This is a genomic window from Alkalihalobacterium chitinilyticum (assembly GCF_029028005.1).
Classification (GTDB): domain Bacteria; phylum Bacillota; class Bacilli; order Bacillales; family Bacillaceae_F; genus Alkalihalobacterium; species Alkalihalobacterium chitinilyticum.
On the sequence record NZ_JAOTPO010000001.1, the window covers coordinates 270,463 to 296,628 of the forward strand.

A 26,166-nucleotide genomic window follows, 5' to 3' on the forward strand; every position below is an offset into this window, starting at 1 on the left:
CCTAAATGTTTAATTTCACATTCGCTTCATTTTACTATAAAACGAACCTAATGTGAAATTTTTCACTGGAGACTGTTGTTTACTTAAGCCGCACGTTGCTTTTGAGTTAACCTTGTTCGTTTAACCGCTTTATACATACGAGGCGAAATCACAGCTGCAAAGACTGCTACAGCGATATCCAACGGTAAATAGAGCAGCATCCAGGACCAAGCAACAAGATAACTAAAGCCTTCATGCGTCTCCAACCAGAAAAGGAATGCCACGTACATCCAATGTGTTCCAATAACATAATTCAAGATTACACCTATAAAAGAAGCCATAAAAAACGTTGGTAACTTAGGATTTACTTTAGCCTCAACCAGTTTTCCAGCTGCATATGCCACAAAAATAAACGAGACAACAAATCCAAATGTTGGTCCTAGTAGTGTGGCAAACCCACCCTTAAATTGAGCAAACACAGGTACACCAATCAGACCAACTACCATATAAGCAGTCATCGATATTGCTGCAAGTCGACTTCCCAATAACACCCCTGCAAATATCGCAAATAAAAGTTGTAAAGTGATAGGAACTCCACCAATCGTTAAGTAAGGTGCAACATTTGCACCGATTGCCATTAAAGCCACAAATAAACCAGCAATTGAGATATCAATGGGTCTTAGCTTCATTTCATCATCACCTTCCATTTTATAGTAATAATAATCTAGTGTTTTTTAATATGTCAACTGTTATTTTTAATATAGTTTACAATATAAAGAATTTGAATTATCCAATAGTAAAACCATAAAATTTACATTTGTTGTTGAATTTTTACAAATTTAATGTTAACCTTTCTAATAAAATTAGTTTACCATTATGATAGGAAGGTGAATTTATGGCTGGTTTTTTTATAACAGGAACTGATACTGATGTAGGAAAGACAATCGTAACTGGCTTAATTTCGGCTGCTTTAAACAAAAGAGGCACAAATACAATTCCTTATAAACCGGTTCAAAGCGGGTCGTTTTTTCGGGAGAACCAACTTTATGCTCCAGATGTTGATACATACGAAAAGATGAATAATAAGGCCTTTCCTCAAAGTTCTACATACTTACTCGAAGCCCCTGTTTCTCCTCACCTTGCAGCACGTTGGGATACCGTTACGGTCAAAGAGGACAAAATTTACACTGATTATCTCCATCTATCTAATGCATGCGATTGTATTCTTGTAGAAGGTGCTGGCGGTGTAGCTGTGCCGATTATCGATGAAAATTATTGTGTGTCTGATTTAATGAAGGATCTTAAACTACCTGTGATTGTTGTTGCAAGAGCAGGCTTAGGGACCATCAATCATACAACTCTAACAGTTCATTACATACGACAACTTGGACTTCCCATAACAGGAATTATAATGAATGGGTTTGAAAATAGTGAAAAACAAGCACAACAAGAAAATGTAAACATGATTGAAAAAATGACGAATGTACCGGTTATAGGGCAACTGCCGTTCGTTCAAAAAATAGAACAATTCCTTGATAACGAAGAACTTATACTTAGTTTAATTGAACAAATAAATATTGAATTTCTTATTAAAATGTGGAGGGAACAAACAAATGAACGAAGCAAACAATTGGGTTGAAAAAAGTAAAAAACATTTATGGTTACCATTTACTCAAATGAAAGATTACGAAGAGAATCCTTTAATTATTGCTGAAGGAGAAGGAGTCTATCTTACGGACGTCCATGGAAAGAAATATTTAGATGGCTATTCCTCGCTATGGCTTAATGTACATGGTCACCGTAAACGAGAAATCGACGAAGCGATTATTGAACAACTACAGAAAATCTCCCATTCTACTTTGTTAGGTGCTACAAATATACCAGCTACAGAACTAGCTGAAAAATTAGTAGAAATTACACCAGAAAATTTAACTCGTGTTTTTTACTCAGATAGTGGTGCAGAGGCCGTTGAAATCGCCTTAAAACTAGCATTTCAATACTGGCGAAATCTAGGTCATTCAAGTAAACAAAAATTCGTAACAACAAAGAATGGCTACCACGGTGACACTGTCGGGGCCATTAGTGTTGGAGCTGTCGATATTTTCCACACGGTCTATCATCCGCTGATGTTTGATAGTTATAAAGTTTCGTTCCCAAATGCATATCGAAATGAACATTCTGATCTTGAGGACGTCAAAAATGAGTGTTTACTTGAAATTGAACAGCTTTTCGCGGAAAAACATGAGGAAATTGCTGCCTTTATTATTGAAGGTATGATTCAAGGGGCTGGCGGCATGAACGTGATGCCTGACGGTTACTTAAAAGGGATCGAGCAGTTATGTAAAAAATACAACATCCTTCTCATTGTAGATGAAGTTGCAACTGGATTCGGAAGGACCGGTAAAATGTTTTCTGTAGAACACGAAAACGTCCAGCCTGATTTAATGACAATCGCAAAAGGAATTACTGGTGGCTACCTTCCTATAGCAGCAACGATGACGAGTGAAAAAGTGTATGAAGCGTTTTATGGAGATTATACGGAATTAAAAACGTTCTTCCACGGTCACTCCTATACAGGAAACCAATTAGGGTGCGCTGCCGCCCTAGCAAATTTGGAATTATATAAAAAAGAAGATATTATCAATACGGTACAAAACAAAGCTGACTTTATAGCTGAAAAATTACAATCCTTACAAGAGCTTGAGCACGTAGGAGACATCCGCCAGTTAGGACTAATGGTTGGTGTTGAACTTGTTAAAGATAAAGAAACAAAAGAGCCATTTCCATGGGGCGACCGAGTCGGTTATTATGCAACATTGAAAATGAGAGACCTCGGCATGTTGTCTCGCCCATTAGGTGATGTAGTCGTATTTATGCCGCCTCTAGCCACTACTTTTGAGGAGCTTGAACAAATGATCACCATTATGAAACAGGCGATAAAAGAAACAACAGAAGTATTGGCAACTCCATGAACAACTTATCAATTGTTTAGGTAAGTCTGTTCTATACCCCATATAAAATCACTATAAAAGAAAAGGTTGAAGGGCACTAATAAAAACCAGTCACCTTCAGCCTTTTATTTTCTGTAATATATTATTCCTGTACTTTTATGGTAATCTCAGTGTCTGTCCGACATGAATAACCGTTGACTGTAGTTGGTTTAAATCCATTATAACTTGAACAGTTGTACCATTTTGTGTGGCAATTCTCCATAGACTGTCACCTGACTGCACCGTATATGTTTTAGCTGAAGAAGCCAAGCTCACTCGTAACGACTGACCCACATGAATAGTCGATGAATTAAGGTTATTCCATTCCATCAATTGATTAACCGTTACATTGTATGTTCTACTAATGGCCCATAAGCTGTCTCCTGCCCTAACAACATGGACCGTCCCAGAGCTAGTTGGTGCTGAAACATTCGATTCGGGTGGTGCTTGGGTAGGTGCTTGTACTTGTAATGTTTGACCGACAAAGATAATATCAGAAGTCAATCGGTTCCAATCTCTTAATTGTTGAACGGTAACACCGTGATCTCTTGCAATATGTGATAACGTATCACCTGACTTAACCACATATGTTGATCCTGTTCTTGTAGTTTGAGTTGGAGCAGTAGGTTGCTCTGCCGGAATGACTCGACGTGCTGTTACAAACCGCTCGTTCCAATAGTTTGAAAAAGGGTTTGTAATATGAACACCACGGCTGCTAGAGGCATGGATCATCTCATTATTATTTATGTAAACGGTAAGATGATTAATTTGCCCATCAAAGTTTGTATCATAAAATAATAAGTCGCCTTTTTGTAATTGTTGTAGAGGTACTTGAACACCAACCCTTGCTTGGTCACGACTGACACGAGGAAGGGTTATTCCGTGTTCACCAAAGATAGTTGCAGAAAAAGATGAACAGTCAAAACTAGAAGTGTTTCCTAACGGCGCTCCAAATTGATAAGGAGTACCAATATACCTCTTACCACTTTCTATGATACGATCAGCTAGAGTATGAGAATGGGCAAAAGCCTGTTGCGGTAGTAAAAAAATTAAAGCTACTAATGCAAGTATAATTTTTTTCATAAATTCGCCTCCTGCCGTCTATCATAAAACGAATTACACTGCAAAACATTAGTAGGTTACTAGATTAACCCCCAAGTTCTACCAGATGTTTGCCAAGCTCTTACCATAAGAGAAGAGAAACAAAATAGGAGGAGGCATTCACAGTATCGCAAATAAACAAGAAAATCGGACAATAAAACATCGTACGTACAATATAAATAAGGTTTTAGCCTCTAAAAAGGAAAAATCCACTCTCATACAACCGTAGAGAGTGGGGATCAGAATACTTTTACACTTTTTCTTTCGTATTTAGCGGTAAGTCAAAGCGAACTAAATCTTCATACGTTTCTCTTTCAACCACTAATTGCGCATCTCCATCTTCAACAAATACAACTGACGGACGAGGAATACGGTTATAGTTATTAGCCATAGAATACCCGTACGCGCCTGTACAAAAAACAGCTAATAGATCTTTATGATTCGCTTTCGGCAGCGGCAAATCCCAAATGAGCATATCGCCACTTTCACAGCATTTACCTGCAATTGAATACTTCGTTTCCACTTGATCATTAGCACGATTAGCTAAAATTCCTTCGTACTGTGCTTGATATAAAGCTGGGCGAAGGTTATCTGTCATTCCACCGTCAACTGAAAGGTAATGACGAACATTAGGAATATCCTTTTGTGAGCCTAATGTATATAGAGTTGTTCCTGCGTCACCAACGAGTGAGCGACCTGGCTCAATCCAAATTTCAGGCATTGATAAATTAAATTTATTCACATGATGTTGAACAGCTTCAATCGTAGCCTTAACATAATCGCCAACTGGTAATGGTTCATCACCTTCAATGTAACGAATACCAAAACCACCGCCTAAATTTAATACTTTTAAGTCAAAGTTTAATGAATTAGACCAACTTTCAATATAAGTGTAAAGCTTTTCAACTGCCATGACAAAGCCGGTCGTTTCAAAGATTTGTGAACCTATATGGCAATGAATCCCTAGCAATTCAAGTTGCTCACAATCCAAAGCCCACTCAATTGCCCGATCAACTTGCCCGCTTAACAAATCAAATCCAAATTTAGAGTCTTCCTGACCCGTAGTAATATAATCATGTGTATGTGCTTCTACACCTGGAGTTGTTCTTAGTAATATAGATACTTTCCGTTCATGTCTAATTGCGGCTTGCTTTAATAATTCTAATTCATAAAAATTATCTACTACAAAACAACCGATGTTAGCACGAACAGCCATATCTATTTCTTCTGGACTTTTATTATTCCCATGAAAGTGAACACGCTCCATCGGAAAGCCAGCAATCATTGCCGTATACAGTTCCCCGCCTGAAACGACATCGAGGCTTAAATCTAACTCATTCGCGAGTTGAACCATTGCAACACAGCTAAATGCTTTACTAGCATAAGCAACTTGACTTTTTACACCTAAATCTTTAAATGCCACTTTAAATGCATTCGCCTTCTCACGAATAAGTGAAACATCATAAACAAACAGAGGAGTTCCGTATTGCTTTGCAAGTTCAACTGTATCAACACCACCAATCTCCAGGTGGCCAATGTCATTAATTCTACTTGTACCATGTAAGTGCATCGTTTCTCTCTCCTATCTTCGCATCAGCTAACAATCTACAACATATAAAAATTCTTTCTTTATATGAGAGATAGAGATCCGTTTTATATTCTAATTGTATAAATGAAAGGCGAGATACCTACCTATTTGGTTAATAAAAAAACAGCTAATGTAGTTACACTAGCTGTTATGACCGAGCCATAGCAAGAGTAACCTCATTTGTAGAATAGTACTCCACTGTATTTAACAGTGACAGTGTGTCACTTATTTAATGACACCCCAGTAAAAGAATAGGATGGTGCTATTCTTTTACTTCGGCAAATCGACCTTTCTGTCTGATTCATTGCTTCCATCTCGCTCTTCAGACATACTCATTCTCACTGCACCTCTACCCCGTGTTTCATAAAGAAATGAGGGACTTATACAATTAATAGGTACACTTTATCATAATCCTTGCTAAGTGGCAACATTGTTTACTATGTCTTATATATATTATTTTTATGATTGTTTAATCGGATCTTTTGGACTGACAATGCTAGGACGACGTTTAATGGACGGTACAGAAACTCGAACGAGAATTTGCCAAAAGGCAGATGGATTAAATGGCAATAGTGGCCATAAATATGGTTTATTTAAAGATTTTATCATCGTTAGAAGTAAAATAAATACTGTTGAAGCAATAACAAACCCTGGTAATTTAAAGATAGCTACAACTAACAATAAGGCTAGCCTTGCTACTTTCATCGCTATTCCTAATTCATAACTCGGTGTAGCAAATGTTCCAATCGCTCCTAAAGCAACGTATAAAATTACTTCTGGTACAAATAATCCTACATTAATTGCAATTTCACCTATTAATAATGCCGCAACTAACCCTAATGCGGTTGCTAAAGGTGACGGAGTATGGATGGCGGCCATCCTCAGTAATTCTATTCCAATTTCAGCAAGTACAATTTGTGCAAAAATAGGAACATTCGTTGTTTCATTTGGACCAATAAAGTCTAACATCTCTGGTAGTAAATTAGGCTGCATAACAAACAACAACCAAAGTGGAAGAATAAACAAAGCTAAGAGCATTCCTGAAAAACGAACCCATCTTAAAAAGGTTCCGATAGCAGGAGCTTGACGGTATTCTTCAGCATGTTGAACATGATGGAATAACGTAGTAGGTGTGATAATTACACTTGGCGATGTATCAACGGTTATAATAACGTGACCCTCAAATAGATGCGTAGCTGCAACATCTGGTCTTTCCGTATACCGTACAAGCGGGAATGGATTAAAGCCTTGTTTAACAATATATTCTTCAACAACTTTATCTGCCATAGTTAGTCCGTCTATTTCTATGGCCTCTAACTCTTTTTTAATGATTTTTACTAGGTCAGGATCGGCTACATCCTCAATATATGAAATACACACATCCGTTTTTGAACGGACACCAACTTGCATAATTTCATTCCGTAATCGCTCATCTCGAATCCTTCTTCGTGTTAGCGCTGTGTTTTGAATGATATTTTCTGTATATCCGTCACGAGCCCCTCTTACTACTCGTTCTGTATCTGGTTCATCCGGCCCTCTTCCTGGATAGCTTCTTACATCAACAACAAACGCTTCATCTTCACCTTCTAGTAGGATGAAAATTAACCCAGATAACATTTGTGTAATCGCATCATCTATGGTTTTAACCGTTTCGACTTGCTGATGAACTAAATGATTTTCTATTGCATGTTTGGCATTTGTAACTTTTTCATTTCGGCCATCAAGCCTGCTTAATTCTTTAAACAATTCAATGATAAATTGTGTATCGCATAAACCATTAACAAAATAAACTTGAATTTGCTTTCCTAAAATATTAAATTTACGAATTCCAACATCGAAGCTTGTACCAATACCAATACGATTTTTTATTGCGGTTTCATTATCAAATATATTATTAGTAATTGGTTGCTTTTCAGGGTTAATTAAATTTTTACTCATTCTTCATCCCCTCCGTTCTAAAATAAGTTCAACTGCCTTTCTTGTAATTGGTGCACCTTTTTCAACCGTATCAAAGCCTCCCATTTTTCCAATATCACCAACACCGACAACGATAGGAATTTCCAATTCATCTAAAATATAGACAGTATCGCCATCTATTCTGCCTAATTCAATGTCTTGTAATCCATTTTTATCTACACCAAATTCTGTTAATTTGCCAAAACGGTCGATTGAAACATCAACCTTTGTCCATTCTGCAAAGTGAGTATGTGATGCGACAGCTATAGCCCCGATCACCTCAACTGTAGGGTCATTTGCTACGTAACGTAATGCTTGTTCCCCTGGACCTTCCATCTTATAACCACAGTCATCAAACATAACAAGAATTGGATCATAGGGAGTTTTGTGGATTAATTCTATTATTTCCGGCCCACCTAAATTTGAAGGATTTCCAGCAGAACTAGAAATACACCTTCCACCAATTTCTTTGGCAACATGTTGAACTGCTTTTTTAGCTGATTCGTCTCCATCGGTAATTAAAATCACTTTTTTTCGTGGCTTCATCCTATTACCCCTTAGGTTTAAAAATAACGGCAACTAAAAATCCAAATAAAATTGCCGTGGAAATACCGACAGAAGTGACTTCAAAAATCCCCATACCTACTCCTAAAAATCCATAACGTTCAGCTTCTGTCATTGCACCGTGGACTAAAGAATGTCCAAAACTGGTGATTGGTACTGTTGCTCCAGCTCCCGCAAAATCGATGAGTCTGTCATATAAATGAAATCCATCTAGCAGGGCTCCAGCGACGACTAATGTACTCATCATATGTGAAGGTGTCATCTTAAAAACATCAAGAAGTAATTGCCCAATAAAACAAATGAACCCACCTACTGCAAATGCAATGATATATTCCATCATTGCTCAATCACCTCTGACTCAAAGACAACACCGTGCGCAATACAAGGGATTGACTCTTTTTGTTGCATCATTGTTGGACTCATTAATGCTCCCGTTGCTACGACAAGTATTCGTTTCATTTTCCCTAATTGCATTTGTTTTAATAAGTGTCCATATGTAACGACAGCTGGGCAAGCACATCCGCTTCCACCTGCAAACACGGGTTGATCTCTACTAAAAATCATCACACCGCAATCTTGATGTTTATTTTTTAGTTTAATCCCCTGCTCACGTAGAAGCTCTTTAAGCACCTTACTTCCGATTGTTGATAGGTCACCTGTGACAATTAAGTCGTAGTCTTCTTCAGATCTACCTGTTTCCTTAAAGTGGGTTAATATCGTATCCACAGCTGCAGGCACCATCGCCGTTCCCATATTAAAAGGATTTTTTATACCCATATCAACAACCCTTCCTATTGTTGCGTGAGTAACTTTAATAGTTGAAGGTTTCTTACTGAGAAGTACCGCACCTGCACCCGTAACCGTAAAAGTAGACGTATCTGGCTTTTGTCCACCAAATTCAGTCGGATATCGAAATTGCCTTTCTGCTGTAGCATTATGACTGCTTGTTGCAGCAATTAATCGGCTGCCAAATCCGCCACTAATTAAAGACGCACCTATTGCAACTGTCTCCATTGCAGTCGCACAGGCTGAGAACGTTCCTAAATATGGAATGTTCATTTGTCTAGCTACATAGTTTGAGGTTACATTCTGATTGAGCAAATCGCCTGCTAGCATCAAATTAATTTCACTTTCTTTTTTGTTAGCTTTTTCTAAGCAAATCGAAATCGCATCTGTCATTAATCGGCGTTCAGCTAATTCCCAGTTATCTTCACCACAATATAATTTGTCATAACACTTATCGAAACTTTCACTCAACGGGCCATTACTTTCATAAGGTCCAACCGCTGTACCCATTGCTTCTACAAAAATATCTTCTTTAAAGTGCCATGTTTGTTGTTGATTCATGTTCATTTGATTTCTCCAATTCTTTTGGGTTTGGAAAAAAGGCTTCTATAACACCTCTTAGGAAATTAACGTTTGAACTAATAACCTTGTTAATCCTACTAAGTAAGCAGAAACAACCCCAAACGCAATAACAGCACCAGCAATACGAAACATGTTAGCTCCAATTCCAAGTACGAGCCCTTCACTACGATGTTCTAAAGCCGCACTTGCTATTGCATTTGCAAAACCAGTAACGGGGACAAGTGCACCTGCACCTGCAAATTGGCCGAGTCGATCAAAAAAACCTAATCCTGTCATTAGTGCTGCAATTAAAATTAAAGTAGCAATCATAGGACTTACAGCAGTAGCTTCAGTTAAATCAAAGACTCTTAAAAAATAATTTGAAATACCTTGTCCAATTGCGCAAATAGCTCCACCTATTACATAAGCTTTAAACCCATTTTTTAAATAAGGGACTTTAGGTTGGAATGGTTTAATTTTTTTCTCAAAATCTTTCTGTAGCTTCTTATTATCCTCCATCTTGCCATGACCTTCCTTCTACTGATCTACAAAGTAAATCCAATGATAAAGCGATCCAAACACCTTCCCTAAAACAATCGCCATTAACAAAATGATTATCCTCTCAGCAATACCTAGGCGTTTAGCTAATATAGGCAGCACATTAAGAACCTCTGTCAGTGCAGCCGCCAATAAACCAATAAAGATTCCTTCTGCTAACCCAATAGGAATTAATAAATAAGCACTCCAATTTAAAACAATATTATTCAAACTAAACACTGAACCTGTTAAAGCTCCTAATACAACAGCCCATTCATATATATGAATATACTTTCCGGTTTTCGATAATTGAGTAAGTCTAGGGACGACTCCAAGCACCGTTAAGAAAGCAACAAATCCACTTCCTACCGCAAGACCTCCAGCTAGACCAATTAGTATCGTTAACACAGCTTCAATGGTCATTCAACTTGGTTTCACTTTCACTGTTTTCATGATACGTAATGTATTGATCAAGGTCTTGCTGATACTTAAACATCTCAACTTCAAGAGGACTAGGTTCTTCATTTAATCGTTTTCGGAAGACATGATTAAAGAATATAATCATCCCTAACCCTAATCCAATTGAATAGGGGATTTGTAATAACAGCGGCTTTGCAATTTCATTACCAGTAACTGTTGTGAATATTCGTTGATGAACTTCCCTCATGCTAACATCTTCATGAAAGTTCATAATCGCCATGCCAGCCCCGATAAATAAAAGCAGCCAAATAAACAAAAAATAAACAGGTTCAATCCGCTTGGATTTCATTTTCACTTCAATAATTGTATGTGCAGCTCCAATCGATTGAACATCACTGCCCGGTACTGCATCACTTATCACCATAATAACTTTCATCACATCAATTAATACAAAGTTTTTATCACTCGGCTTCACTTTGTGGATTGGAAGATGAGTGATCTTTTCTCTTATTAAAGGTTCAGCAATTATCTGTGCTAAATCTCCAACTGTCACATGCTGATTAGCTTTAACCTCTACCTTATGCCTCATTCGGATATAGACTAAAAGCTCACTCATACCTCTCCCTCCAAAGCAGGAAATTACTATCTAAATTGTCCTAGTATGGTTATGTTTTGCATTAGGTACTAAATTATGTATTTTAGTTAAGAAAAGAAAAAAGACCAAAGGACTAATCGTCCATTTGGTCTCTAATCTGTTCAAGTATTTTCTTCTCTAGTCTTGAAACTTGTACTTGAGATATACCAAGCCGTTCAGCTACCTCAGATTGAGTCTGATCTTTGTAATACCTCAAATAAACGATAAGTCGTTCTCGTTCATCTAAATGGCGGATCGCTTCAGTTAGAGCAATCTTATCAAACCACTTATTACCCGTTTGATCAGCGATTTGATCTAAAAGTGTAATAGGATCTCCATCATTTTCATAGACTGTTTCATGAATAGACGTTAAAGAACGACTTGCTTCTCCTGCGAATACTACTTCCTCAGGTGTGATTTCTAGTTTTTCAGCAATCTCATTTACCGTTGGAACTCTTCCTAACGTTTTAGAAAGTTCATCTTTAACCTTACGAATTTTATTGCCTAATTCTTTTATCGATCGACTCACTTTAACCGTTCCGTCATCTCGCAGGAACCGTTGAATTTCACCGATAATCATAGGAACGGCATACGTTGAAAACTTCACATCATACGACAAGTCAAATTTATCTACCGATTTAATGAGGCCGATACAACCAATTTGGAACAAATCGTCTGCCTCATATCCCCGGTTTAAAAAACGTTGGACAACAGACCAAACAAGGCGAGTGTTTCGGTTGACGATTAAATCCCTTGCTTCTACATCACCTGCTTGACTTCGTTCAATAAGCTTTTTAATTTCATCATCTTTTAAGTAGGCATCGTTATTTCCATGCTTAACCTCCACATCCATAGGCAGGACTCCTTAATTGCACATGGCTTTGCTTTTTGATAAATATTTTTTTAAATATACGGTTGTACCCATCATCGGCTCAGAGATGACTTGAAGTTCATCCATGAAGTTTTCCATAATCGTAAAGCCCATACCAGACCGTTCCAACTCTGGCTTCGTTGTATATAACGGCTGTTTCGCTTCGTCGATATTATCGATGCCTACACCTTCATCGCGAATAATGAGTTCAATCGAATCTTGTTCTAGTGTTACTGAAATGAAAACAGTTCCTTCTGGCTGATTATGATAGCCATGAATAATCGCATTCGTAACTGCTTCAGAAACGACTGTTTTGATCTCTGTGATTTCCTCCATCGTCGGATCTAATTGTGCAACAAAGGCACCAACAGTTACCCGAGCAAATGCCTCATTCTGACTTAAAGCTGAGAACTTTATCTCCATAGAATTCTTCATGATTAAGCCACCCCCAATGTCTGCAAGGCAAATTGTTCACTTTCCTCAAGCCTTACAATTTTAAATAGGCCAGACATCTCGAAAAGTCGTTTAACTGCTGGTGAAATTGCACAGACGACCATTTCTCCACCGTTATTTTTCACTTGTTTATAGCGACCGAGTATTACTCCTAGACCAGAACTATCCATAAATGAAAGTTGCTCAAGGTTTAAAACGATGTGCTTTAAATCTTGATCCTCCAACTGCCTTTCAACTTGTGTTCTTAATTGCTCTGCTGTGTGATGGTCTAGCTCACCTTCTAAGCGAACTAACAAAACACTGCCTCTTTGCTCTAAATCAATGATTAAACTCACAGGTCTCACTCCCTCAATGGTAGTCGGAACACACTTAATTAATCATGTCCCATAATGTTCTGCTAGAGAGAGTTTCTATATTTCACCTGCTTACTCCTTCTCGGTGACAAAACTAGTGAAATTTAGTGGTAAATAGTAATAATTTTATATCCCATTCGTCAAAAGATAACAAAGTTTTGCAAAGCATTTTGCACATTCGTTGCTATTATTTATTAATGGACTTGACCAAATTTTCCTAATGTACGTTTAAATAATTGCCACCAGGAAGCAGACGAAACATTTTCAACTGCAACAAGATCTGTTTCAGAAACGACCTGCCCTTGGTTCTCGATGATTAACGTACCTAATTTATCGCCTTTTTTAATTGGTGCTTTTAAGTCCTCTACAATTGTTACTTTTTCTGTCATATCTTCAACTGTTTCACCTTTTTTCGTTAACAATGAAACAGGTTCAGCAGTTACAGCTCCTACTTTATTAATTGCACCTTTACTTACTTTTACTTGTGCAAGTTCATGATCACGATCATACAACTTATGAGTCATATATTGGCTAAAGGCATAGTCTAGCATTTCCGTAACTTGACGGTTTCGCTCTTTAGGAGATGGAGCTCCCATTATGACGGAGATGACACGCATTCCATTTTTTTCTGCAGTCGCTGTTAAGCAATATTTCGCCTCACTCGTATAACCTGTCTTTAATCCATCCACACCCGGATAAAACTTAACTAACTTATTAGTATTGACAAGCCAAAACTGTTTGTCCGTGTTTTGACGTAAGTAATCTTCATAAATCCCTGTGAAGTTTGTAATATCCTCATATTTCAATAATTCTTTAGACATCATTGCTAAATCTTTTGCCGTCGTATAGTGTTCAGGTGAAGGCAATCCATTCGAATTATTGAAGTTTGTATTCTGAAGTCCAAGCTCTTTTGCTTTTTCATTCATCATACGAACAAACTCTTCCTCAGATCCTGCAATATGTTCTGCCATAGCTACTGAAGCATCATTTCCTGAAGCTACCGCAATCGCTTTTAGCATATCAGTAACTGTCATTTCCTCTCCAGGTTCTAAGAAGATTTGTGAACCACCCATGGATGCTGCTCGTTCACTAGTACGGACTTTATCATCATATTTAATTTTACCTTTATCGATTGCCTCCATAATTAAAAGCATCGTCATGATTTTCGTCATGCTTGCTGGTGGTAATTCTTTGTCACTGTTCTTTTCAAATAAGATTTCTCCAGTATCTCGTTCAATTAAGATTGCTGAAGAAGCATCTGGCGCTAACTGTACCCCTTTTTCTGCAGCTAAACTGCTTGTAGCAAACATACTCATGATGAGTACGAACGATAACATTGATGAAATGATAGCCCTCATGTTCCAATGACCTCCAATATTGTTAGTGATTTTTACAGATTAAGACTAATACTTTTCTAATAATTTTTTCCAATTTACCAAGGTTTATACACATAAAGTAAATTTCGTTATTTTACGATGTATGCTAGTTTAGATGGAAAAGCAATTGCCTTCCAGTCATGAACATATACTTCTAAGAACGTAACTCCATAGAAAAAGAGACTAACATTGCGTTAGCCTCTAAGTATTTATGAAATGCTATTGTAGATAAGAGTCGGGGGATTAATAGGTTCTTGCACGATTGTAAATGACCCTTGGACCAATTCAATAACGGTATCAACATTTTCACTATTACTATGAAGAGTCGCTATTGCCTCTCCCTCTTTGACTTGATCACCAATCTTTTTATGAAGGATGATTCCAACCGCTAAATCAATCACAGATTCTTTAGTTGCTCTTCCTGCTCCTAACGTCATCGCTGCTAAGCCAATTTTATCAGCAACAATTTTTGAAATATACCCGCTTTCAGTGGCCTTAATTGGAATTTCATATGACGCACTTGGTAATTTATTAGTATCATCGACAACAGTTGGATCGCCGCCTTGAGCGGCAATAAATGTTTTTAACTTTTCAATTGCAGCCCCATTAGCAATCACTTCTTGGAGCTTAGTCCTTGCTTCCTCGATTGAAGTTGCTTGTTTGGCTAGGAAAACCATATAACTGCCCAGTGTCAAACAAAGCTCAAGTAAATCATCCGGTCCGTTTCCTTTTAGCATTTCAATTGCTTCTTTTACCTCTAAAGCGTTGCCAACTGAAAACCCTAATGGTTGATTCATGTCCGATATAATGGCCATCGTTTGTCTGCCAAGGTTATTTCCTATCTCTACCATCGCTTCGGCTAACTCTTTGGACTTTTCAAGTTCTTTCATAAAGGCCCCAGAGCCGGTCTTCACATCTAAAACGATCGCATCTGCTCCGGATGCAATTTTTTTACTCATAATGGAACTTGCAATTAGCGGTATCGAATTAACCGTGGCCGTTACATCACGTAGACCGTAAAGCTTTTTATCAGCCGGTGTTAAGTTTGCAGTTTGTCCGATCACTGCTAATTTATTTTTATTAACGAGTTCACTAAATTCACTCGTATCAATTTCAACATGAAAGCCAGGGATTGCTTCAAGTTTGTCAATCGTCCCACCTGTATGCCCTAACCCGCGACCAGACATTTTTGCAACAGGAACACCAACTGCTGCTACTAAAGGTGCTAAAGCAATCGTTGTCTTGTCACCTACCCCGCCGGTAGAATGCTTATCAACTTTTATGCCTTCTATTTTAGATAAATCGATTTGATCGCCAGATTCTACCATTGCCATCGTTAAGGAAGCCCGTTCTTGCGGTGTCATATCTTGAAAAAAGACAGCCATTGCAAAAGCAGACATTTGATAGTCTGGAATTTCATCATTGGTGTAGCCTTGAATAATAAATTCTATTTCTTCTTTAGTTAAATCGGCACCATCTCGTTTTTTTTCGATTAAATCAACCATTCTCATTGAATGTTACACCTCACAGCTCAACATCTGCTACAATTTTCTTAACAAGCTTAATGAATTTTGGTTTTGTGCGGTTTGCGACCTCTACTACCTGCTCATGAGTAATTCCTTCTAACTCTTCACCAATTGCCATATCCGTGATACAAGAAATACCAATCACTTTCATTTGTGCATGACTTGCTACAATTACTTCTGGAACAGTAGACATTCCAATAACGTCTCCACCTAGATTTCGTAACATAATAAGTTCTGCTCCAGACATATATGTTGGACCAGTCACACCAGCATAAACCCCTTTTTGAAGTTTAATGTCTAGTTCGTTTCCTGTCTGTGCTACAAAATCAACCAGCTTTGGTGTATAAGCAGTACTCATATCAGGGAAACGCGGTCCTAATTCATTGTAATTTGGTCCAATAAGCGGATTATCTCCTGTCATATTCAAATGGTCCGTTATTATCATTAAGTCCCCAGGAGCAAACTCTTTGTTCATTCCTCCACATGCATTGGTTACAACAATCAGTTCAACGCCTAACTGTTTCATTACACGTACAGGAAACGTTACTTCTTGCATGGAGTAGCCTTCATAATAATGAAAACGACCTTGCATCGCAATCACTTGTTTCCCTTCAAGTTGACCTATGACTAGTTGCCCTGCATGTCCTTCTACTGTTGAAACTGGAAAGTTAGGGATTTCACCGTAAGGAATTTGAACTGGGTTTTGAATTTCATCTGCTAATTCACCTAACCCTGAACCAAGTATCAGACCGATTTTCGGCTTACCTGAAATTTTTTCTTCTATAAATGCTGCTGATTCGTTAATTTTGACTAACATGTTTTCCATATGTATTACCCCTTCCTATATATCCTTCACAATGTTTTTAACTAGAGATAGAAAGTGCTCTTTCACTTGTTCTGTTGTTTCGATTACTTCATCATGTGTCAATGGTTGATCTAAAATTCCTGCTGCCATATTGGAAATACAAGAGATCCCAAGGACTTCCATACCGGAATGACGAGCAACAATTACTTCAGGAACAGTAGACATTCCAACCGCATCTCCGCCCAACTTTCGAATCATGCGGACTTCTGCTGGAGTTTCATAGCAAGGACCCGTATTGCCTACGTAAACTCCTTCTTGAACTGAAATGTTAAGACTCCCAGCCACCTTTTTTGCTAAACTACGTAAGCTTGGAGAGTAAGCATTGGACATATCTGGGAAACGAACACCAAACTCTGGATCATTACGACCGATGAGCGGATTTTGATTCATGTTATTAATTTGATCGCTAATGATCATTAGATCACCAGCTTGGAAGCTTTCATTTACACCGCCTGCTGCGTTCGTTACGATCACAGTCTTAACTCCTAATTCCTTCATTACACGTACAGGAAACGTTACTTTTTCTAATGAATAACCTTCGTAAAAGTGAAATCTTCCTTGCATCGCTACTACATCTTTTCCTTGTAATGTCCCTAGTACGAGTTGACCGGCATGACCTTCAACAGTTGATACTGGAAAATTCGGTATTTGATCGTATGGGATTTTCACCGGATTTTCAATTTCTTCTGCCAGTACTCCTAGTCCCGAGCCTAATATAAGACCTATTTGAGGTTTCTTATCAAATTTACCGCGAATATATTCCGCAGCTTCTGTCATCAATTGCTTGTTTATCATCTTATCTCCTCCTAAATTTCATTTAAGAAGCTAATACCGTATGCAGGCATTTTCACAGAAAAATTATCAGCAACAGTTGCTCCTAAATCAGCGAAAGTCTGCCTAATCGATAAATTTTTACCGACTTCTAGGCCTTTATGGTAAACAAGAAGAGGCACAAATTCCCGCGTATGATCGGTACCATGGTGGGTAGGGTCATTACCATGATCTGCTGTAATAATGAGCAAATCGTCATCTGCTATTTGTTCGAGAACATTAGCTAACTGTTCATCGAAGGCTTCTAGCGCTTTGCCGTATCCTTCTGGGTCTCTTCTGTGACCAAAGTTTGCATCAAAATCAACTAGATTTAAGAAGCTAATTCCGGTAAAGTCCATATTGATACTTTCTAACAATTTGTCCATCCCATCATCATTTGACGTTGTGCGCATGGACTGAGTAATTCCTTCACCATCATAGATGTCACTAATTTTTCCAATAGCAATGGAGTCAAGTTGTGCATCTGCTAACTCATTCATTACGGTACGACCAAATGGCTTTATCGCATAATCATGGCGATTGGCCGTTCGTTGCCAGTTTCCTTTTTCTCCAATAAAAGGTCTTGCGATTATTCTGCCGACCATATATTTTGGATCCATTGTAAGTTCACGTACTTTTTTACAAATATCATATAACTCATCAATCGGTACAACGTTTTCATGGGCTGCAATTTGAAGTACAGAATCGGCTGAAGTATAGACGATGATCGCACCTGACTCCACATGCTCCTGACCTAACTCTTTTAAAATTTCTGTCCCGCTTGCTACTTTGTTTCCAATTACTTTTCGACCTGTAATCTCTTCAATCTTTTCGATTAGTTCACTTGGAAATCCTTCTGGAAATGTAAGAAATGGCTCTTGTATGTTAAGACCCATTATTTCCCAATGACCAGTCATCGTATCTTTACCATTAGATGATTCCTGCATTTTTCCAAAATGAGCAAGCGGCTGATTGGCTTTGGGTATACCTTTAATCTCCCTTATATTACTTAAACCTAACTTTGCCATATTCGGCATATGTAATCCATTCATATGTTCGGCTATATGACCCAATGTATCTGCACCTTCATCATTAAACTTGGCTGCATCAGGCGCTTCGCCAATTCCAACTGAGTCCATCACAACTATAAATATTCTTTTAAAACGATAAGTTGACATATAATGACCTCCAATCCTTCGTACCTTTTTTTACTATACCCTAACCCTATAGGAAATAATATGCACTACGTCATGTTATTATAAAGCGAAACCCTATTGTTAGTTCGTTGTTGTCAATTACGACAAACAACTCGTCTGATGTCAGACAACTAAATACAAAAAGAAATTACGCCCTTGGATGATACTGGGCGTAAACATCTTTTAATCTTGCTTTTGTTACATGTGTATAAATTTGTGTTGTTGAAATGTCAGCATGCCCTAACATCTCTTGGACTGCTCGCAAGTCGGCTCCATTTTCAAGTAAGTGGGTTGCAAAAGAATGTCTTAACGTATGGGGTGTTAACTCTTTTTTTATATTTGCTTTTTGAGCTAACCCTTTTAATACTTTCCAAAATCCTTGCCTTGTTAATGGCTTACCATGATGATTAACAAACACAATCTGATGATTGGTTTTCTTCATCAGATTCGGCCTAGATTTAGATAAATACTTTTCAAAGGCTTCACTCGCCTTTGAACCGAGTGGGATGATGCGTTCTTTATTTCCTTTTCCAATACAACGAACAAACCCCATCGTGATATGTACATCTTGCAATTCCAGCTGACATAGCTCAGAAACGCGTATCCCTGTAGCATAGAGCACTTCAAGCATGGCTTGATTTCGAAGATCTAACTCTGTATTTCCACGAGGAGCCTCGAGCAAAGCCTCAACTTCTTCGGTAGACAGTACTTTTGGTAAGCGCTTGGCAGCCTTTGGCGTTTCGATATGTACAGATGGATCTCCTTCAGCAATTTTCTCTCGCAGGCAAAATTGATGAAATGACCGTATAGATGCAATTGTTCTAGCAATCGTCGTATCAGCTCTACCTTTATCTTTTAAATGATATAAATAGTTTAATATTCCGTTTCGATCAAATGCATTAATAGAACTTAGTTGTTCTACTTCTTTCATGTACTTCATATATTGACGTAAATCTCTGCGATAGGATTCAATCGTATTACTCGAAAGCCCTCGTTCTACCATACTATAATGGATAAAATCTTCAATATGTTCTAGCATGGCCATTTCCCCTAACCATTTATTGTATGCTACTCTCCATAATGATAGAAAAACAATAACCTATCAAACCAAGTCGGCTGTTCACTCACTTGTTCCATTTGAATGACCTTAACAGCTCTCCCTTTCGGCTCATCGTATCGATGATAACTTTCATATTCTTCACTTACCCATAGAATACCATAATAAAACAAAAGTGTGCATCCCATAAATAGTACAAAAACTTTTAGTGTATTCCAAATGGCCTCTAACCATGATTTCATTTCACTCCGACCTCCTAGCAACCTCTCTAATAAAATAAGATCAATTGAGAAAGGTAACTCTCTTAATACAAGATATGCCAAGATAAATCGTGTTTATACCTCATTAGTACAAGTTTCTATAAAAAGTATAATCTTTCTCTTATCTTTGGTCCGTAAAGTGATATCGGCAGGGCGCTTAAAGCTAATATAAAAAACCCTTTTCAGATGAGCAAAAGGGTTAGTCACTTTCTTCTGTTGTTTTATTATCATGACATCTGTGACAGATCCCATGGAACGTTAAACGATGGTCTTTTATTTGAAAGTTGAAGTCACGTTCTACAATTTTTTCAACATCACCAAGAAGGTCTTCTTGAATTTCATCCACTGAACCACATTCAATACAAACTAAATGATGATGAAAATGGTCGGCTCCTTCTTTCCGTAAATCGTAACGTGAAACACCGTCTCCAAAGTTAATTTTGTCCACTACTTTTAGTTCAGTCAATAGCTCTAGCGTTCTATAAACTGTTGCTAAGCCGATTTCAGGCGACTTTTCTTTTACTAGAAGGTAAACATCTTCCGCACTCAGGTGATCTTCTTCATGTTCAAGCAGAACTCTCACTGTTGCTTCCCGCTGTGGCGTAAGCTTATAACTTTGTGAATGAAGTTGCTTCTTTATCCGTTCAACTCGTTTCTCCATTCGGTTTACCCCCCTCCATTGAAAACAAACGATAATCTTTATATATTATAATGTTTCCAATAGAAGGTGTCAAAGGATAATCATTATCATTAACTAATTATAATTAATATTAAATGATAATAATTACATAAAGTGACTAACAACGATTTTCATTAAATAAGGAGAAATATAAGCCTCAAATGCTGAAGCTACTGCTAAGACTGCTCCAACACAAAGAATTAACATCGAATACCTAATAAATAGCGGAAAGATGGGTTGATTACTTCTTTTTATAAATTGGTTACGTATCATGATGAGTGAAAAAGAAATCGCTCCTGTAGCTACAATGATAAAGGCTGGTACGAGTACAAAATTTTGTGGCATCACTGAGACGAAGGAAAGAAGAAATCCGGACATACCCATTTGATTAACTAAAAACCCTACGGTAAATCCTACGACAACTCCTTTTAAAAACAATAATATGAGTATGACTGGAAGCCCTATAATCGATAATCCTAAAATCCACATTAAACCTACATATTTGGCATAGTGTGCAAAGCTCTGTGTGAACATAGCCGACGACTGAGCGATTTGCCCGTCTGATACTTGGCCAAAAAATTGCGTTAAATACATGTATAAATCATGTTTCTGTGTCAGACTTAAACTGTTAACGATAATTGCACCAAAAATGATCCCCATTAAAAATAAAATGGTTGTAAAAATATAAATAGAACGATTTTCATCTATATGACTGGCTACTACTTGTCCAAATCGATTACGCTTCCCTCTCATAATGGCCCCTCCTAAACATCCTGTTAGTTAAATCTATGACATTTAGTAGAGGTCTATGACTGGAAATCTATTAATTTTTATTCAACCTTCCCATACTTTCCGGCACCACCAGCACTGATCGATAGTTCTCCTGTTCGACTCAATACAATAGCCTTAGCTATAGGCTCACTCACTACTTCTTTTAACTGTGACAAGCTTGTCTGGTGAATAATGTTCATTTCATTTCCAAAATGATCTCTTAATTTCGTTAATGTTTTTGGTCCCAACTTAGGTATGAACTCTAATGGGACTTGATGAATATAAGGCGGCCGGTTTACTTTTTTATGGTTGGGGTCGCTTAATTCCTGCAGTCTTTCAAAAACACCTTTTGTAATTTTGCTGCTTGAACAATTTGGGCAAACTGTTTGTTTACCGACATGAGTGTAACATTGTTCACAAGATGTTTGAAAATACTTGCCGAGTCTTGGATGAAGACCAAAGTTCTTAACAATCATTCTCCCATTTTCATGATGCAGGGCCAAAACTAATTCATTGAAGCTTGGCTCTTCCATTTGGATCAGTTGATATTCTCGTCCTATTTTTTCTAAAGAATGAGCATCAGAATTAGAAATGAACGAGATGTTTGATAATTCCGCAATTCCATTTACTAGATTTGTGTCTGAACTTAAGCCTAGCTCTATTGCATCTATATCGGTTAGTTGGAATACCTCAGTTATACTCTGGTGAACGCCTTTTCCGTATATCCCTTTATGGGGTGTAAATGCATGTGCTGGTATGAAAATTCCATTTAAGTCTTTCACCTTCTGTTGAATAATATTACTTTTTTCGTACACTCTTTGTGTGCTTAGCGTTATATTAGTTACTCGCTTAGATAGCCAGGCACTAAAGGCAACCATTGCTTCAATCGTTGGGAAGTACGTTAATACATGAAATGGTCCATTGCAGCTCTCGTGATAAATTTCTAATTCAGAGCCTAAAATAAGTACGATTCCATTAGGAAATTGAATTCCACCACCGGTAAGTTCGTTAGCTTCTCCCTCAAAAATATAACTTTTTAACTCCTCTATAACTTCTGGTGAATGAGAGTCAATGATACCAATCATATCTAACCCTTTAACCCGATGACTATAATCTACAATGTTTGTTAATGTTAACGATTTTGATGCGGTAATTTTTACAGGCTTCCCCAATTTTGTTCTTCCTATATGAATGTGCAAATCTACAAAGTATTCCCGCAATCGTATCACCTTATTTTTGGTTTTTTAGTTTCAACCATTGAACAGCAAAGGCTGTTTTTGCATCAAAAATTTCGTTTGTTTCAATCATCTTTTCAGCTTCTTCTAATGTTACTTCTATTTTCTCTACAAATTCATCTTCATCTGTATTTTCTACTCCTGCCTCTAAATGTTCTGTATAAAAAATATGAACTAATTCATCTGCAAACCCGGGAGAAGTATAGAATGAAATGACTTTCTCCAATTTGTTAGTCTTATACCCTGTTTCTTCTTCTAACTCTCTTGCCGCACACACTTCAGGCTTTTCTCCTTTTTCAAGTTTTCCTGCTGGTATTTCAACGATCGCTCGTTCTAATGGTTTTCTAAACTGACGTATCAGTACGATTTTTCCTTGTTCCGTAACTGGTATAACAGCAACTGCTCCCGGGTGTTTTACGAGCTCACGTTTACTTGTTTTCCCATCTGGCAACTCCACATCTTCCAAAACGACATCAATAATACGGCCTTCATACAATGTTTCTGATTTAAGTGTTTTTTCATAGAATTGCTTTGTCATGTAAATCAAATCCCCCAGTTCTAAATCATATTAATTTTACATACAGTCTATCATAGTTGTTTAGAAAATCTTACCTATTACGAGAGGTGAATTTATGAAAGTTTATGTAACCGATAAAGGGGTCACTTTGGTTGGTAAGGCATGGCAGGTTAAGGCGCTTCTAAAACAATATATGAAAAGATACGAAACCGTTGAGCAATGGCGAGATAGTACCACCAAACGTTAATCTTCCCTCTTTTGATTGATCGCAGTAAACACAGCCGCTGCAACGGTATAAAAAAACGCTGGGTCGTCCTCAAACGTTCTTCCCATCGTTTTTATTTCTTTTGGATACCACTTTAATGCTCCTGCTAGTTCTTCTTGGAAAGATTTTGGTTCCACCCATTTAATACAATGTTGCTGTTGTATAGACTTCGCTTGTTCCTCGAGAGTTTTTGCTTGATGCGAAATTGATAGAAGCGGAAGCGGAACAACACTTTTACTCCAAGTAAACTTCTGTAATGGCGTCAGTGTATGATGGCTGATTCCATAATGTCTTTCTCTCTCGTCAGCAAAGGATACCCTTGGCACCCAAACAGGCTGCCCCTCTAAACTGCCAACAATATTTGCCCAATTGGCTAATTCCATTCCACTAAAACCATAGAAGGTACCTGTTCCAACTACACCAGGTCCTAAGGTTATAAGAATAATATCACTCTTTAACTTTTGATCGGCATATTGAAGTGCTGTTATTAGATTAACGGCCTCAAATTCCCCTCCAAATGCTTGTCCTACGGTAATTGAATGAAACTGATCTTGTTTGCTTAGTATCCTCATATGTTCACTTAACTTTAACGGCAACGCTGCTTCATCACTAATAATAACCGTTATTTTCATACTTGCAGAAAAACATCTTATTAAACTGTATACAAGCGGCAGCATACTGTGTAATTCTGCTAATAATACTCGTTTACCACGTAAACTAAAAGGGGTATGGAACAATGAGTGATCTTCACTTTCTTGTGCTTCCACTGATAGAACACTATGTTGATTTGGCATGTATCTTGCTTTCATAATATGACCATCAGTCTTCAATTCTTTATGCGGATGCGCTTGAGGGATTGCCTTCACAATATCCCAACCACCCGTACCTAGTTTCAATTCAGTTGCCGTTACGTTAACCACAATTTCTTCCTGCTCCTGTACTTTCGAAAAGAACGTACGATACAAGATCGCACGCCCCGCTCCACCAGACGTTTCTAAGAGCTGTATATCATCGTCTTCAAAAATAATCTTCCTTACAATGACTACCTCTTCCCTATACATAACAACACTCACTCCTACTCCGTAAACACACCCCTACTATCCTAACCAATATTTAACAAACTATGTATAAGTACGCGGCGCCTTTAGTGGTGCAGCGTACCTTTATCGCTGTAAAACAGGAAAGGAGACTGATTTAATCAGTCTCCTTGGCTATTGGCAGGGCTAGATGTTCGAGCATTTCATAGTTTATTTCTCCGCGGACAACTTGTTGGATTACCCGGTCTCGATCAATAATATAGGTCATTGGGAAGCCAGGTGGTTGGTACGTGTTGTTAACCTCACCTTCAATATCAAGGAGCGTTGGCAGAGTTACATTTACCTCTTCCATAAAATTCTGTATGTCTTCCTCTACGGTTGCTCTTCTTTCGTAGTAGTACATATTTACAGTTAAGACTTGTAGGCCCAGATCTCCATAATCTTCCTGAAATTGCATGAAGTCAGGCATCTCATCCTTACAAGGAGGACACCACGTCGCCCAGAAATTAAGGATGATTACATCTCCTTCATAGTCAGAAAGAGACCCTTCAACACCTTCTTCTCCCCAAACAGGTAAAGTAAAATCAATCGCTTTCAATCCTTTTTCAACACCTAGCGGCTTTTCGCGGTCTGTAGCGATTACAAATATAATTAGGCCCGTAGCAATTACTAAAGTTAAAATACTGATTATGCGTCTATTCAATCTAAATCCCTCATTCCATTACCGTACTTTACATTATATTAACTATAATAACATGGCTATAATATGAATACTAAAAAAGAGAGTGACAATCTTATTACACTGTCAGGCTTCTTTTAATAAAAAATTGTTTCTTTATTATTCTCTCAATATTTGCTAGAATTAACACGGCTTAGTTAATTTTATATTGTGCTTATTTAAAGAAAGGGGCTTTTTATGTCTATCATCGAAGCTTTTATTTTTGGTCTCGTCCAAGGGATCACTGAATTTCTACCGGTATCAAGTACGGCTCATATCGTTATTACACAAATGATATTCGGATATACTTTCCCAGGCTTAGCCTTTGAAATTTACTTACATTTAGCTTCTATTTTAGCAGTGATGATCTATTTTAGAAGAGATATTGTTGATGTTGTTACCGGTTTTTTTAAATTTTTTGTTGACCGTTCTAAAGAAAACAAAGTACATTTCTATTTTGGAATTTATATCATCGTTGCAACAGGAATTACAGGGGGACTTGGGCTCGTATTAAAAGACGTAGTGGGCGAAACGATGAAAACACCATACTTCATCGCAGCTGCTTTAACTGTGACTGGACTTGCACTTATTTTTATTGAAAGATTTCACAAGTACGGCTCTCGGACCGAAAAAGATATGACTTTTAAAGATTCGATCATCGTAGGTTTAGGGCAAACACTCGCTGTTCTTCCTGGTATTTCAAGATCTGGAGCAACTTTAATTGCTGCTCTATTAGTAGGGTTAAGTCGAGACACTGCAGTACGATACTCGTTCTTACTAGTAATCCCAGTTATTCTTGGTTCTTCTGTTTTAGCTATAGACGAACTCGGTTCAGGAATGTTTAGTTCAATTGGTGCACCGGCACTTATCGTTTCTTTCATTTCAACATTTATTTTTTCATGGCTAGGAATTGTTTGGCTCATCGAGTTCTTAAAGAAAAGTAAGCTGTTCTATTTTGCGATATACTGTTTTGTTGTTGCAATTCTAGTGGCACTATTTATTAATCCAGATACAATTATGGATATTTAAAATACTAAAAAGACTGACACCCCTGTGTCAGT

The 26,166-nt window shown here is 37.7% G+C and carries 30 protein-coding genes and 1 riboswitch; of the genes, 4 read left to right on the plus strand and 26 right to left on the minus strand.

Translation table 11 applies throughout. The features are described 5' to 3' along the window. Positions 1-83 precede the first annotated feature (83 nt). Positions 84-668, minus strand: coding sequence for a biotin transporter BioY (locus N7Z68_RS01380; RefSeq protein WP_275116659.1), 585 nt, complete (start codon positions 666-668; stop codon positions 84-86). A gap of 206 nt (positions 669-874) precedes the next feature. Between N7Z68_RS01380 and bioD the strand changes: the two genes are divergently transcribed. Beyond that, complete coding sequence (gene bioD / locus N7Z68_RS01385) at positions 875-1,618, plus strand: dethiobiotin synthase (RefSeq protein WP_275116660.1); 744 nt, start codon at positions 875-877, stop codon at positions 1,616-1,618. After that, complete coding sequence (gene bioA, locus N7Z68_RS01390) at positions 1,593-2,951, plus strand: adenosylmethionine--8-amino-7-oxononanoate transaminase (RefSeq protein ID WP_275116662.1); 1,359 nt, start codon at positions 1,593-1,595, stop codon at positions 2,949-2,951. The genes bioD and bioA overlap by 26 nt, the downstream gene beginning before the upstream one ends. A gap of 135 nt (positions 2,952-3,086) precedes the next feature. Here bioA and N7Z68_RS01395 read toward each other — a convergent pair whose 3' ends face one another. From N7Z68_RS01395 to N7Z68_RS01505, 23 genes are all read right to left on the minus strand, one after another. Beyond that, complete coding sequence (locus N7Z68_RS01395; protein ID WP_275116663.1) at positions 3,087-4,052, minus strand: LysM peptidoglycan-binding domain-containing protein; 966 nt, start codon at positions 4,050-4,052, stop codon at positions 3,087-3,089. Between the two features lie 268 nt (positions 4,053-4,320). Beyond that, positions 4,321-5,640, minus strand: coding sequence for a diaminopimelate decarboxylase (lysA, locus tag N7Z68_RS01400; RefSeq protein WP_275116664.1), 1,320 nt, complete (start codon positions 5,638-5,640; stop codon positions 4,321-4,323). Positions 5,641-5,838: 198 nt separating this feature from the next. After that, positions 5,839-6,018: riboswitch (Lysine riboswitch) on the minus strand. A gap of 99 nt (positions 6,019-6,117) precedes the next feature. Beyond that, the gene (locus N7Z68_RS01405; RefSeq protein WP_275116665.1) at positions 6,118-7,596 is read right to left on the minus strand and encodes a spore germination protein; all 1,479 of its coding nucleotides are present in this window, start codon (positions 7,594-7,596) and stop codon (positions 6,118-6,120) included. A gap of 3 nt (positions 7,597-7,599) precedes the next feature. Beyond that, positions 7,600-8,160, minus strand: coding sequence for a stage V sporulation protein SpoVABEA (gene spoVAEA, locus N7Z68_RS01410; RefSeq protein WP_275116666.1), 561 nt, complete (start codon positions 8,158-8,160; stop codon positions 7,600-7,602). A 4-nt stretch (positions 8,161-8,164) separates the two neighbouring features. Beyond that, positions 8,165-8,515, minus strand: coding sequence for a stage V sporulation protein AE (spoVAE, locus tag N7Z68_RS01415; RefSeq protein WP_275116916.1), 351 nt, complete (start codon positions 8,513-8,515; stop codon positions 8,165-8,167). Continuing rightward, on the minus strand, positions 8,515-9,531 hold the full coding sequence (gene spoVAD / locus N7Z68_RS01420) for a stage V sporulation protein AD (protein ID WP_275116667.1): 1,017 nt from the start codon (positions 9,529-9,531) through the stop codon (positions 8,515-8,517). Before spoVAD ends, spoVAE begins: the two co-directional genes overlap by 1 nt. A gap of 51 nt (positions 9,532-9,582) precedes the next feature. Beyond that, positions 9,583-10,044 carry a stage V sporulation protein AC gene (spoVAC, locus tag N7Z68_RS01425; RefSeq protein WP_275116668.1) on the minus strand — a complete coding sequence of 154 codons (462 nt, stop codon included), beginning with the start codon at positions 10,042-10,044 and terminating at the stop codon, positions 9,583-9,585. An 18-nt stretch (positions 10,045-10,062) separates the two neighbouring features. After that, positions 10,063-10,485: a stage V sporulation protein AB gene (locus N7Z68_RS01430; protein ID WP_275116669.1), complete on the minus strand. Its 423-nt coding sequence runs from the start codon at positions 10,483-10,485 to the stop codon at positions 10,063-10,065. Beyond that, on the minus strand, positions 10,475-11,098 hold the full coding sequence (locus N7Z68_RS01435) for a stage V sporulation protein AA (protein ID WP_275116670.1): 624 nt from the start codon (positions 11,096-11,098) through the stop codon (positions 10,475-10,477). The genes N7Z68_RS01430 and N7Z68_RS01435 overlap by 11 nt, the downstream gene beginning before the upstream one ends. A 112-nt stretch (positions 11,099-11,210) precedes the next feature. Then, complete coding sequence (gene sigF, locus N7Z68_RS01440) at positions 11,211-11,969, minus strand: RNA polymerase sporulation sigma factor SigF (protein WP_275116671.1); 759 nt, start codon at positions 11,967-11,969, stop codon at positions 11,211-11,213. A gap of 12 nt (positions 11,970-11,981) precedes the next feature. Further along, complete coding sequence (gene spoIIAB, locus N7Z68_RS01445) at positions 11,982-12,422, minus strand: anti-sigma F factor (RefSeq protein WP_275116672.1); 441 nt, start codon at positions 12,420-12,422, stop codon at positions 11,982-11,984. 2 nt (positions 12,423-12,424) lie between these two features. Continuing rightward, complete coding sequence (gene spoIIAA, locus N7Z68_RS01450; protein WP_275116673.1) at positions 12,425-12,775, minus strand: anti-sigma F factor antagonist; 351 nt, start codon at positions 12,773-12,775, stop codon at positions 12,425-12,427. A gap of 212 nt (positions 12,776-12,987) precedes the next feature. Further along, entirely contained in the window at positions 12,988-14,151 is a 1,164-nt protein-coding gene (locus N7Z68_RS01455; RefSeq protein ID WP_275116674.1) for a D-alanyl-D-alanine carboxypeptidase family protein, read from the minus strand. Positions 14,152-14,378: 227 nt separating this feature from the next. Then, the gene (locus N7Z68_RS01460) at positions 14,379-15,680 is read right to left on the minus strand and encodes a pyrimidine-nucleoside phosphorylase (protein WP_275116675.1); all 1,302 of its coding nucleotides are present in this window, start codon (positions 15,678-15,680) and stop codon (positions 14,379-14,381) included. A 13-nt stretch (positions 15,681-15,693) separates the two neighbouring features. Further along, positions 15,694-16,521, minus strand: coding sequence for a purine-nucleoside phosphorylase (locus tag N7Z68_RS01465; RefSeq protein WP_275116676.1), 828 nt, complete (start codon positions 16,519-16,521; stop codon positions 15,694-15,696). A 15-nt stretch (positions 16,522-16,536) separates the two neighbouring features. After that, positions 16,537-17,337 carry a purine-nucleoside phosphorylase gene (locus N7Z68_RS01470; RefSeq protein ID WP_373323093.1) on the minus strand — a complete coding sequence of 267 codons (801 nt, stop codon included), beginning with the start codon at positions 17,335-17,337 and terminating at the stop codon, positions 16,537-16,539. A 29-nt stretch (positions 17,338-17,366) separates the two neighbouring features. Continuing rightward, positions 17,367-18,548: a phosphopentomutase gene (gene deoB / locus N7Z68_RS01475; protein ID WP_275116677.1), complete on the minus strand. Its 1,182-nt coding sequence runs from the start codon at positions 18,546-18,548 to the stop codon at positions 17,367-17,369. 166 nt (positions 18,549-18,714) lie between these two features. Then, positions 18,715-19,605: a site-specific tyrosine recombinase XerD gene (xerD, locus tag N7Z68_RS01480; RefSeq protein WP_275116678.1), complete on the minus strand. Its 891-nt coding sequence runs from the start codon at positions 19,603-19,605 to the stop codon at positions 18,715-18,717. A gap of 29 nt (positions 19,606-19,634) precedes the next feature. Next, positions 19,635-19,865: a YqzK family protein gene (locus N7Z68_RS01485; protein WP_275116679.1), complete on the minus strand. Its 231-nt coding sequence runs from the start codon at positions 19,863-19,865 to the stop codon at positions 19,635-19,637. Between the two features lie 217 nt (positions 19,866-20,082). Next, entirely contained in the window at positions 20,083-20,544 is a 462-nt protein-coding gene (gene fur / locus N7Z68_RS01490) for a ferric iron uptake transcriptional regulator (protein ID WP_275116680.1), read from the minus strand. Positions 20,545-20,667: 123 nt separating this feature from the next. Continuing rightward, entirely contained in the window at positions 20,668-21,315 is a 648-nt protein-coding gene (spoIIM, locus tag N7Z68_RS01495) for a stage II sporulation protein M (protein WP_275116681.1), read from the minus strand. 77 nt (positions 21,316-21,392) lie between these two features. After that, complete coding sequence (locus N7Z68_RS01500) at positions 21,393-22,505, minus strand: endonuclease Q family protein (protein ID WP_275116682.1); 1,113 nt, start codon at positions 22,503-22,505, stop codon at positions 21,393-21,395. Positions 22,506-22,563: 58 nt separating this feature from the next. After that, positions 22,564-23,106 carry an NUDIX domain-containing protein gene (locus N7Z68_RS01505; RefSeq protein WP_275116683.1) on the minus strand — a complete coding sequence of 181 codons (543 nt, stop codon included), beginning with the start codon at positions 23,104-23,106 and terminating at the stop codon, positions 22,564-22,566. Positions 23,107-23,200: 94 nt separating this feature from the next. Here N7Z68_RS01505 and mciZ point away from each other — a divergent pair, with 94 nt between their 5' ends. After that, positions 23,201-23,332 (plus strand): Z-ring formation inhibitor MciZ, encoded by a 132-nt coding sequence (gene mciZ / locus N7Z68_RS01510; RefSeq protein ID WP_275116684.1) that lies wholly within the window; start codon positions 23,201-23,203, stop codon positions 23,330-23,332. Here mciZ and N7Z68_RS01515 read toward each other — a convergent pair. Then, positions 23,329-24,411, minus strand: coding sequence for a DUF3866 family protein (locus N7Z68_RS01515; protein WP_275116685.1), 1,083 nt, complete (start codon positions 24,409-24,411; stop codon positions 23,329-23,331). The genes mciZ and N7Z68_RS01515 overlap by 4 nt on opposite strands. 133 nt (positions 24,412-24,544) lie before the next feature. After that, positions 24,545-25,090, minus strand: coding sequence for a TlpA disulfide reductase family protein (locus tag N7Z68_RS01520; protein WP_275116686.1), 546 nt, complete (start codon positions 25,088-25,090; stop codon positions 24,545-24,547). Positions 25,091-25,303: 213 nt separating this feature from the next. Between N7Z68_RS01520 and uppP the strand changes: the two genes are divergently transcribed. Continuing rightward, entirely contained in the window at positions 25,304-26,134 is an 831-nt protein-coding gene (gene uppP, locus N7Z68_RS01525) for an undecaprenyl-diphosphatase UppP (RefSeq protein ID WP_275116687.1), read from the plus strand. Positions 26,135-26,166: the final 32 nt, after the last annotated feature.

Bases quoted from the DNA above. Each gene is read 5' to 3' on its own strand.
- N7Z68_RS01380 (WP_275116659.1), bottom strand. From the start codon at position 668: ATGAAGCTAAGACCCATTGATATCTCAATTGCTGGTTTATTTGTGGCT.
- bioD (WP_275116660.1), top strand. From the start codon at position 875: ATGGCTGGTTTTTTTATAACAGGAACTGATACTGATGTAGGAAAGACA.
- bioA (WP_275116662.1), top strand. From the start codon at position 1,593: ATGAACGAAGCAAACAATTGGGTTGAAAAAAGTAAAAAACATTTATGG.
- N7Z68_RS01395 (WP_275116663.1), bottom strand. From the start codon at position 4,052: ATGAAAAAAATTATACTTGCATTAGTAGCTTTAATTTTTTTACTACCG.
- lysA (WP_275116664.1), bottom strand. From the start codon at position 5,640: ATGCACTTACATGGTACAAGTAGAATTAATGACATTGGCCACCTGGAG.
- N7Z68_RS01405 (WP_275116665.1), bottom strand. From the start codon at position 7,596: ATGAGTAAAAATTTAATTAACCCTGAAAAGCAACCAATTACTAATAAT.
- spoVAEA (WP_275116666.1), bottom strand. From the start codon at position 8,160: ATGAAGCCACGAAAAAAAGTGATTTTAATTACCGATGGAGACGAATCA.
- spoVAE (WP_275116916.1), bottom strand. From the start codon at position 8,515: ATGGAATATATCATTGCATTTGCAGTAGGTGGGTTCATTTGTTTTATT.
- spoVAD (WP_275116667.1), bottom strand. From the start codon at position 9,531: ATGAACATGAATCAACAACAAACATGGCACTTTAAAGAAGATATTTTT.
- spoVAC (WP_275116668.1), bottom strand. From the start codon at position 10,044: ATGGAGGATAATAAGAAGCTACAGAAAGATTTTGAGAAAAAAATTAAA.
- N7Z68_RS01430 (WP_275116669.1), bottom strand. From the start codon at position 10,485: ATGACCATTGAAGCTGTGTTAACGATACTAATTGGTCTAGCTGGAGGT.
- N7Z68_RS01435 (WP_275116670.1), bottom strand. From the start codon at position 11,098: ATGAGTGAGCTTTTAGTCTATATCCGAATGAGGCATAAGGTAGAGGTT.
- sigF (WP_275116671.1), bottom strand. From the start codon at position 11,969: ATGGATGTGGAGGTTAAGCATGGAAATAACGATGCCTACTTAAAAGAT.
- spoIIAB (WP_275116672.1), bottom strand. From the start codon at position 12,422: ATGAAGAATTCTATGGAGATAAAGTTCTCAGCTTTAAGTCAGAATGAG.
- N7Z68_RS01455 (WP_275116674.1), bottom strand. From the start codon at position 14,151: ATGAGGGCTATCATTTCATCAATGTTATCGTTCGTACTCATCATGAGT.
- N7Z68_RS01460 (WP_275116675.1), bottom strand. From the start codon at position 15,680: ATGAGAATGGTTGATTTAATCGAAAAAAAACGAGATGGTGCCGATTTA.
- N7Z68_RS01465 (WP_275116676.1), bottom strand. From the start codon at position 16,521: ATGGAAAACATGTTAGTCAAAATTAACGAATCAGCAGCATTTATAGAA.
- N7Z68_RS01470 (WP_373323093.1), bottom strand. From the start codon at position 17,337: ATGACAGAAGCTGCGGAATATATTCGCGGTAAATTTGATAAGAAACCT.
- deoB (WP_275116677.1), bottom strand. From the start codon at position 18,548: ATGTCAACTTATCGTTTTAAAAGAATATTTATAGTTGTGATGGACTCA.
- xerD (WP_275116678.1), bottom strand. From the start codon at position 19,605: ATGCTAGAACATATTGAAGATTTTATCCATTATAGTATGGTAGAACGA.
- N7Z68_RS01485 (WP_275116679.1), bottom strand. From the start codon at position 19,865: ATGAAATCATGGTTAGAGGCCATTTGGAATACACTAAAAGTTTTTGTA.
- fur (WP_275116680.1), bottom strand. From the start codon at position 20,544: ATGGAGAAACGAGTTGAACGGATAAAGAAGCAACTTCATTCACAAAGT.
- spoIIM (WP_275116681.1), bottom strand. From the start codon at position 21,315: ATGAGAGGGAAGCGTAATCGATTTGGACAAGTAGTAGCCAGTCATATA.
- N7Z68_RS01505 (WP_275116683.1), bottom strand. From the start codon at position 23,106: ATGACAAAGCAATTCTATGAAAAAACACTTAAATCAGAAACATTGTAT.
- mciZ (WP_275116684.1), top strand. From the start codon at position 23,201: ATGAAAGTTTATGTAACCGATAAAGGGGTCACTTTGGTTGGTAAGGCA.
- N7Z68_RS01515 (WP_275116685.1), bottom strand. From the start codon at position 24,411: ATGTATAGGGAAGAGGTAGTCATTGTAAGGAAGATTATTTTTGAAGAC.
- uppP (WP_275116687.1), top strand. From the start codon at position 25,304: ATGTCTATCATCGAAGCTTTTATTTTTGGTCTCGTCCAAGGGATCACT.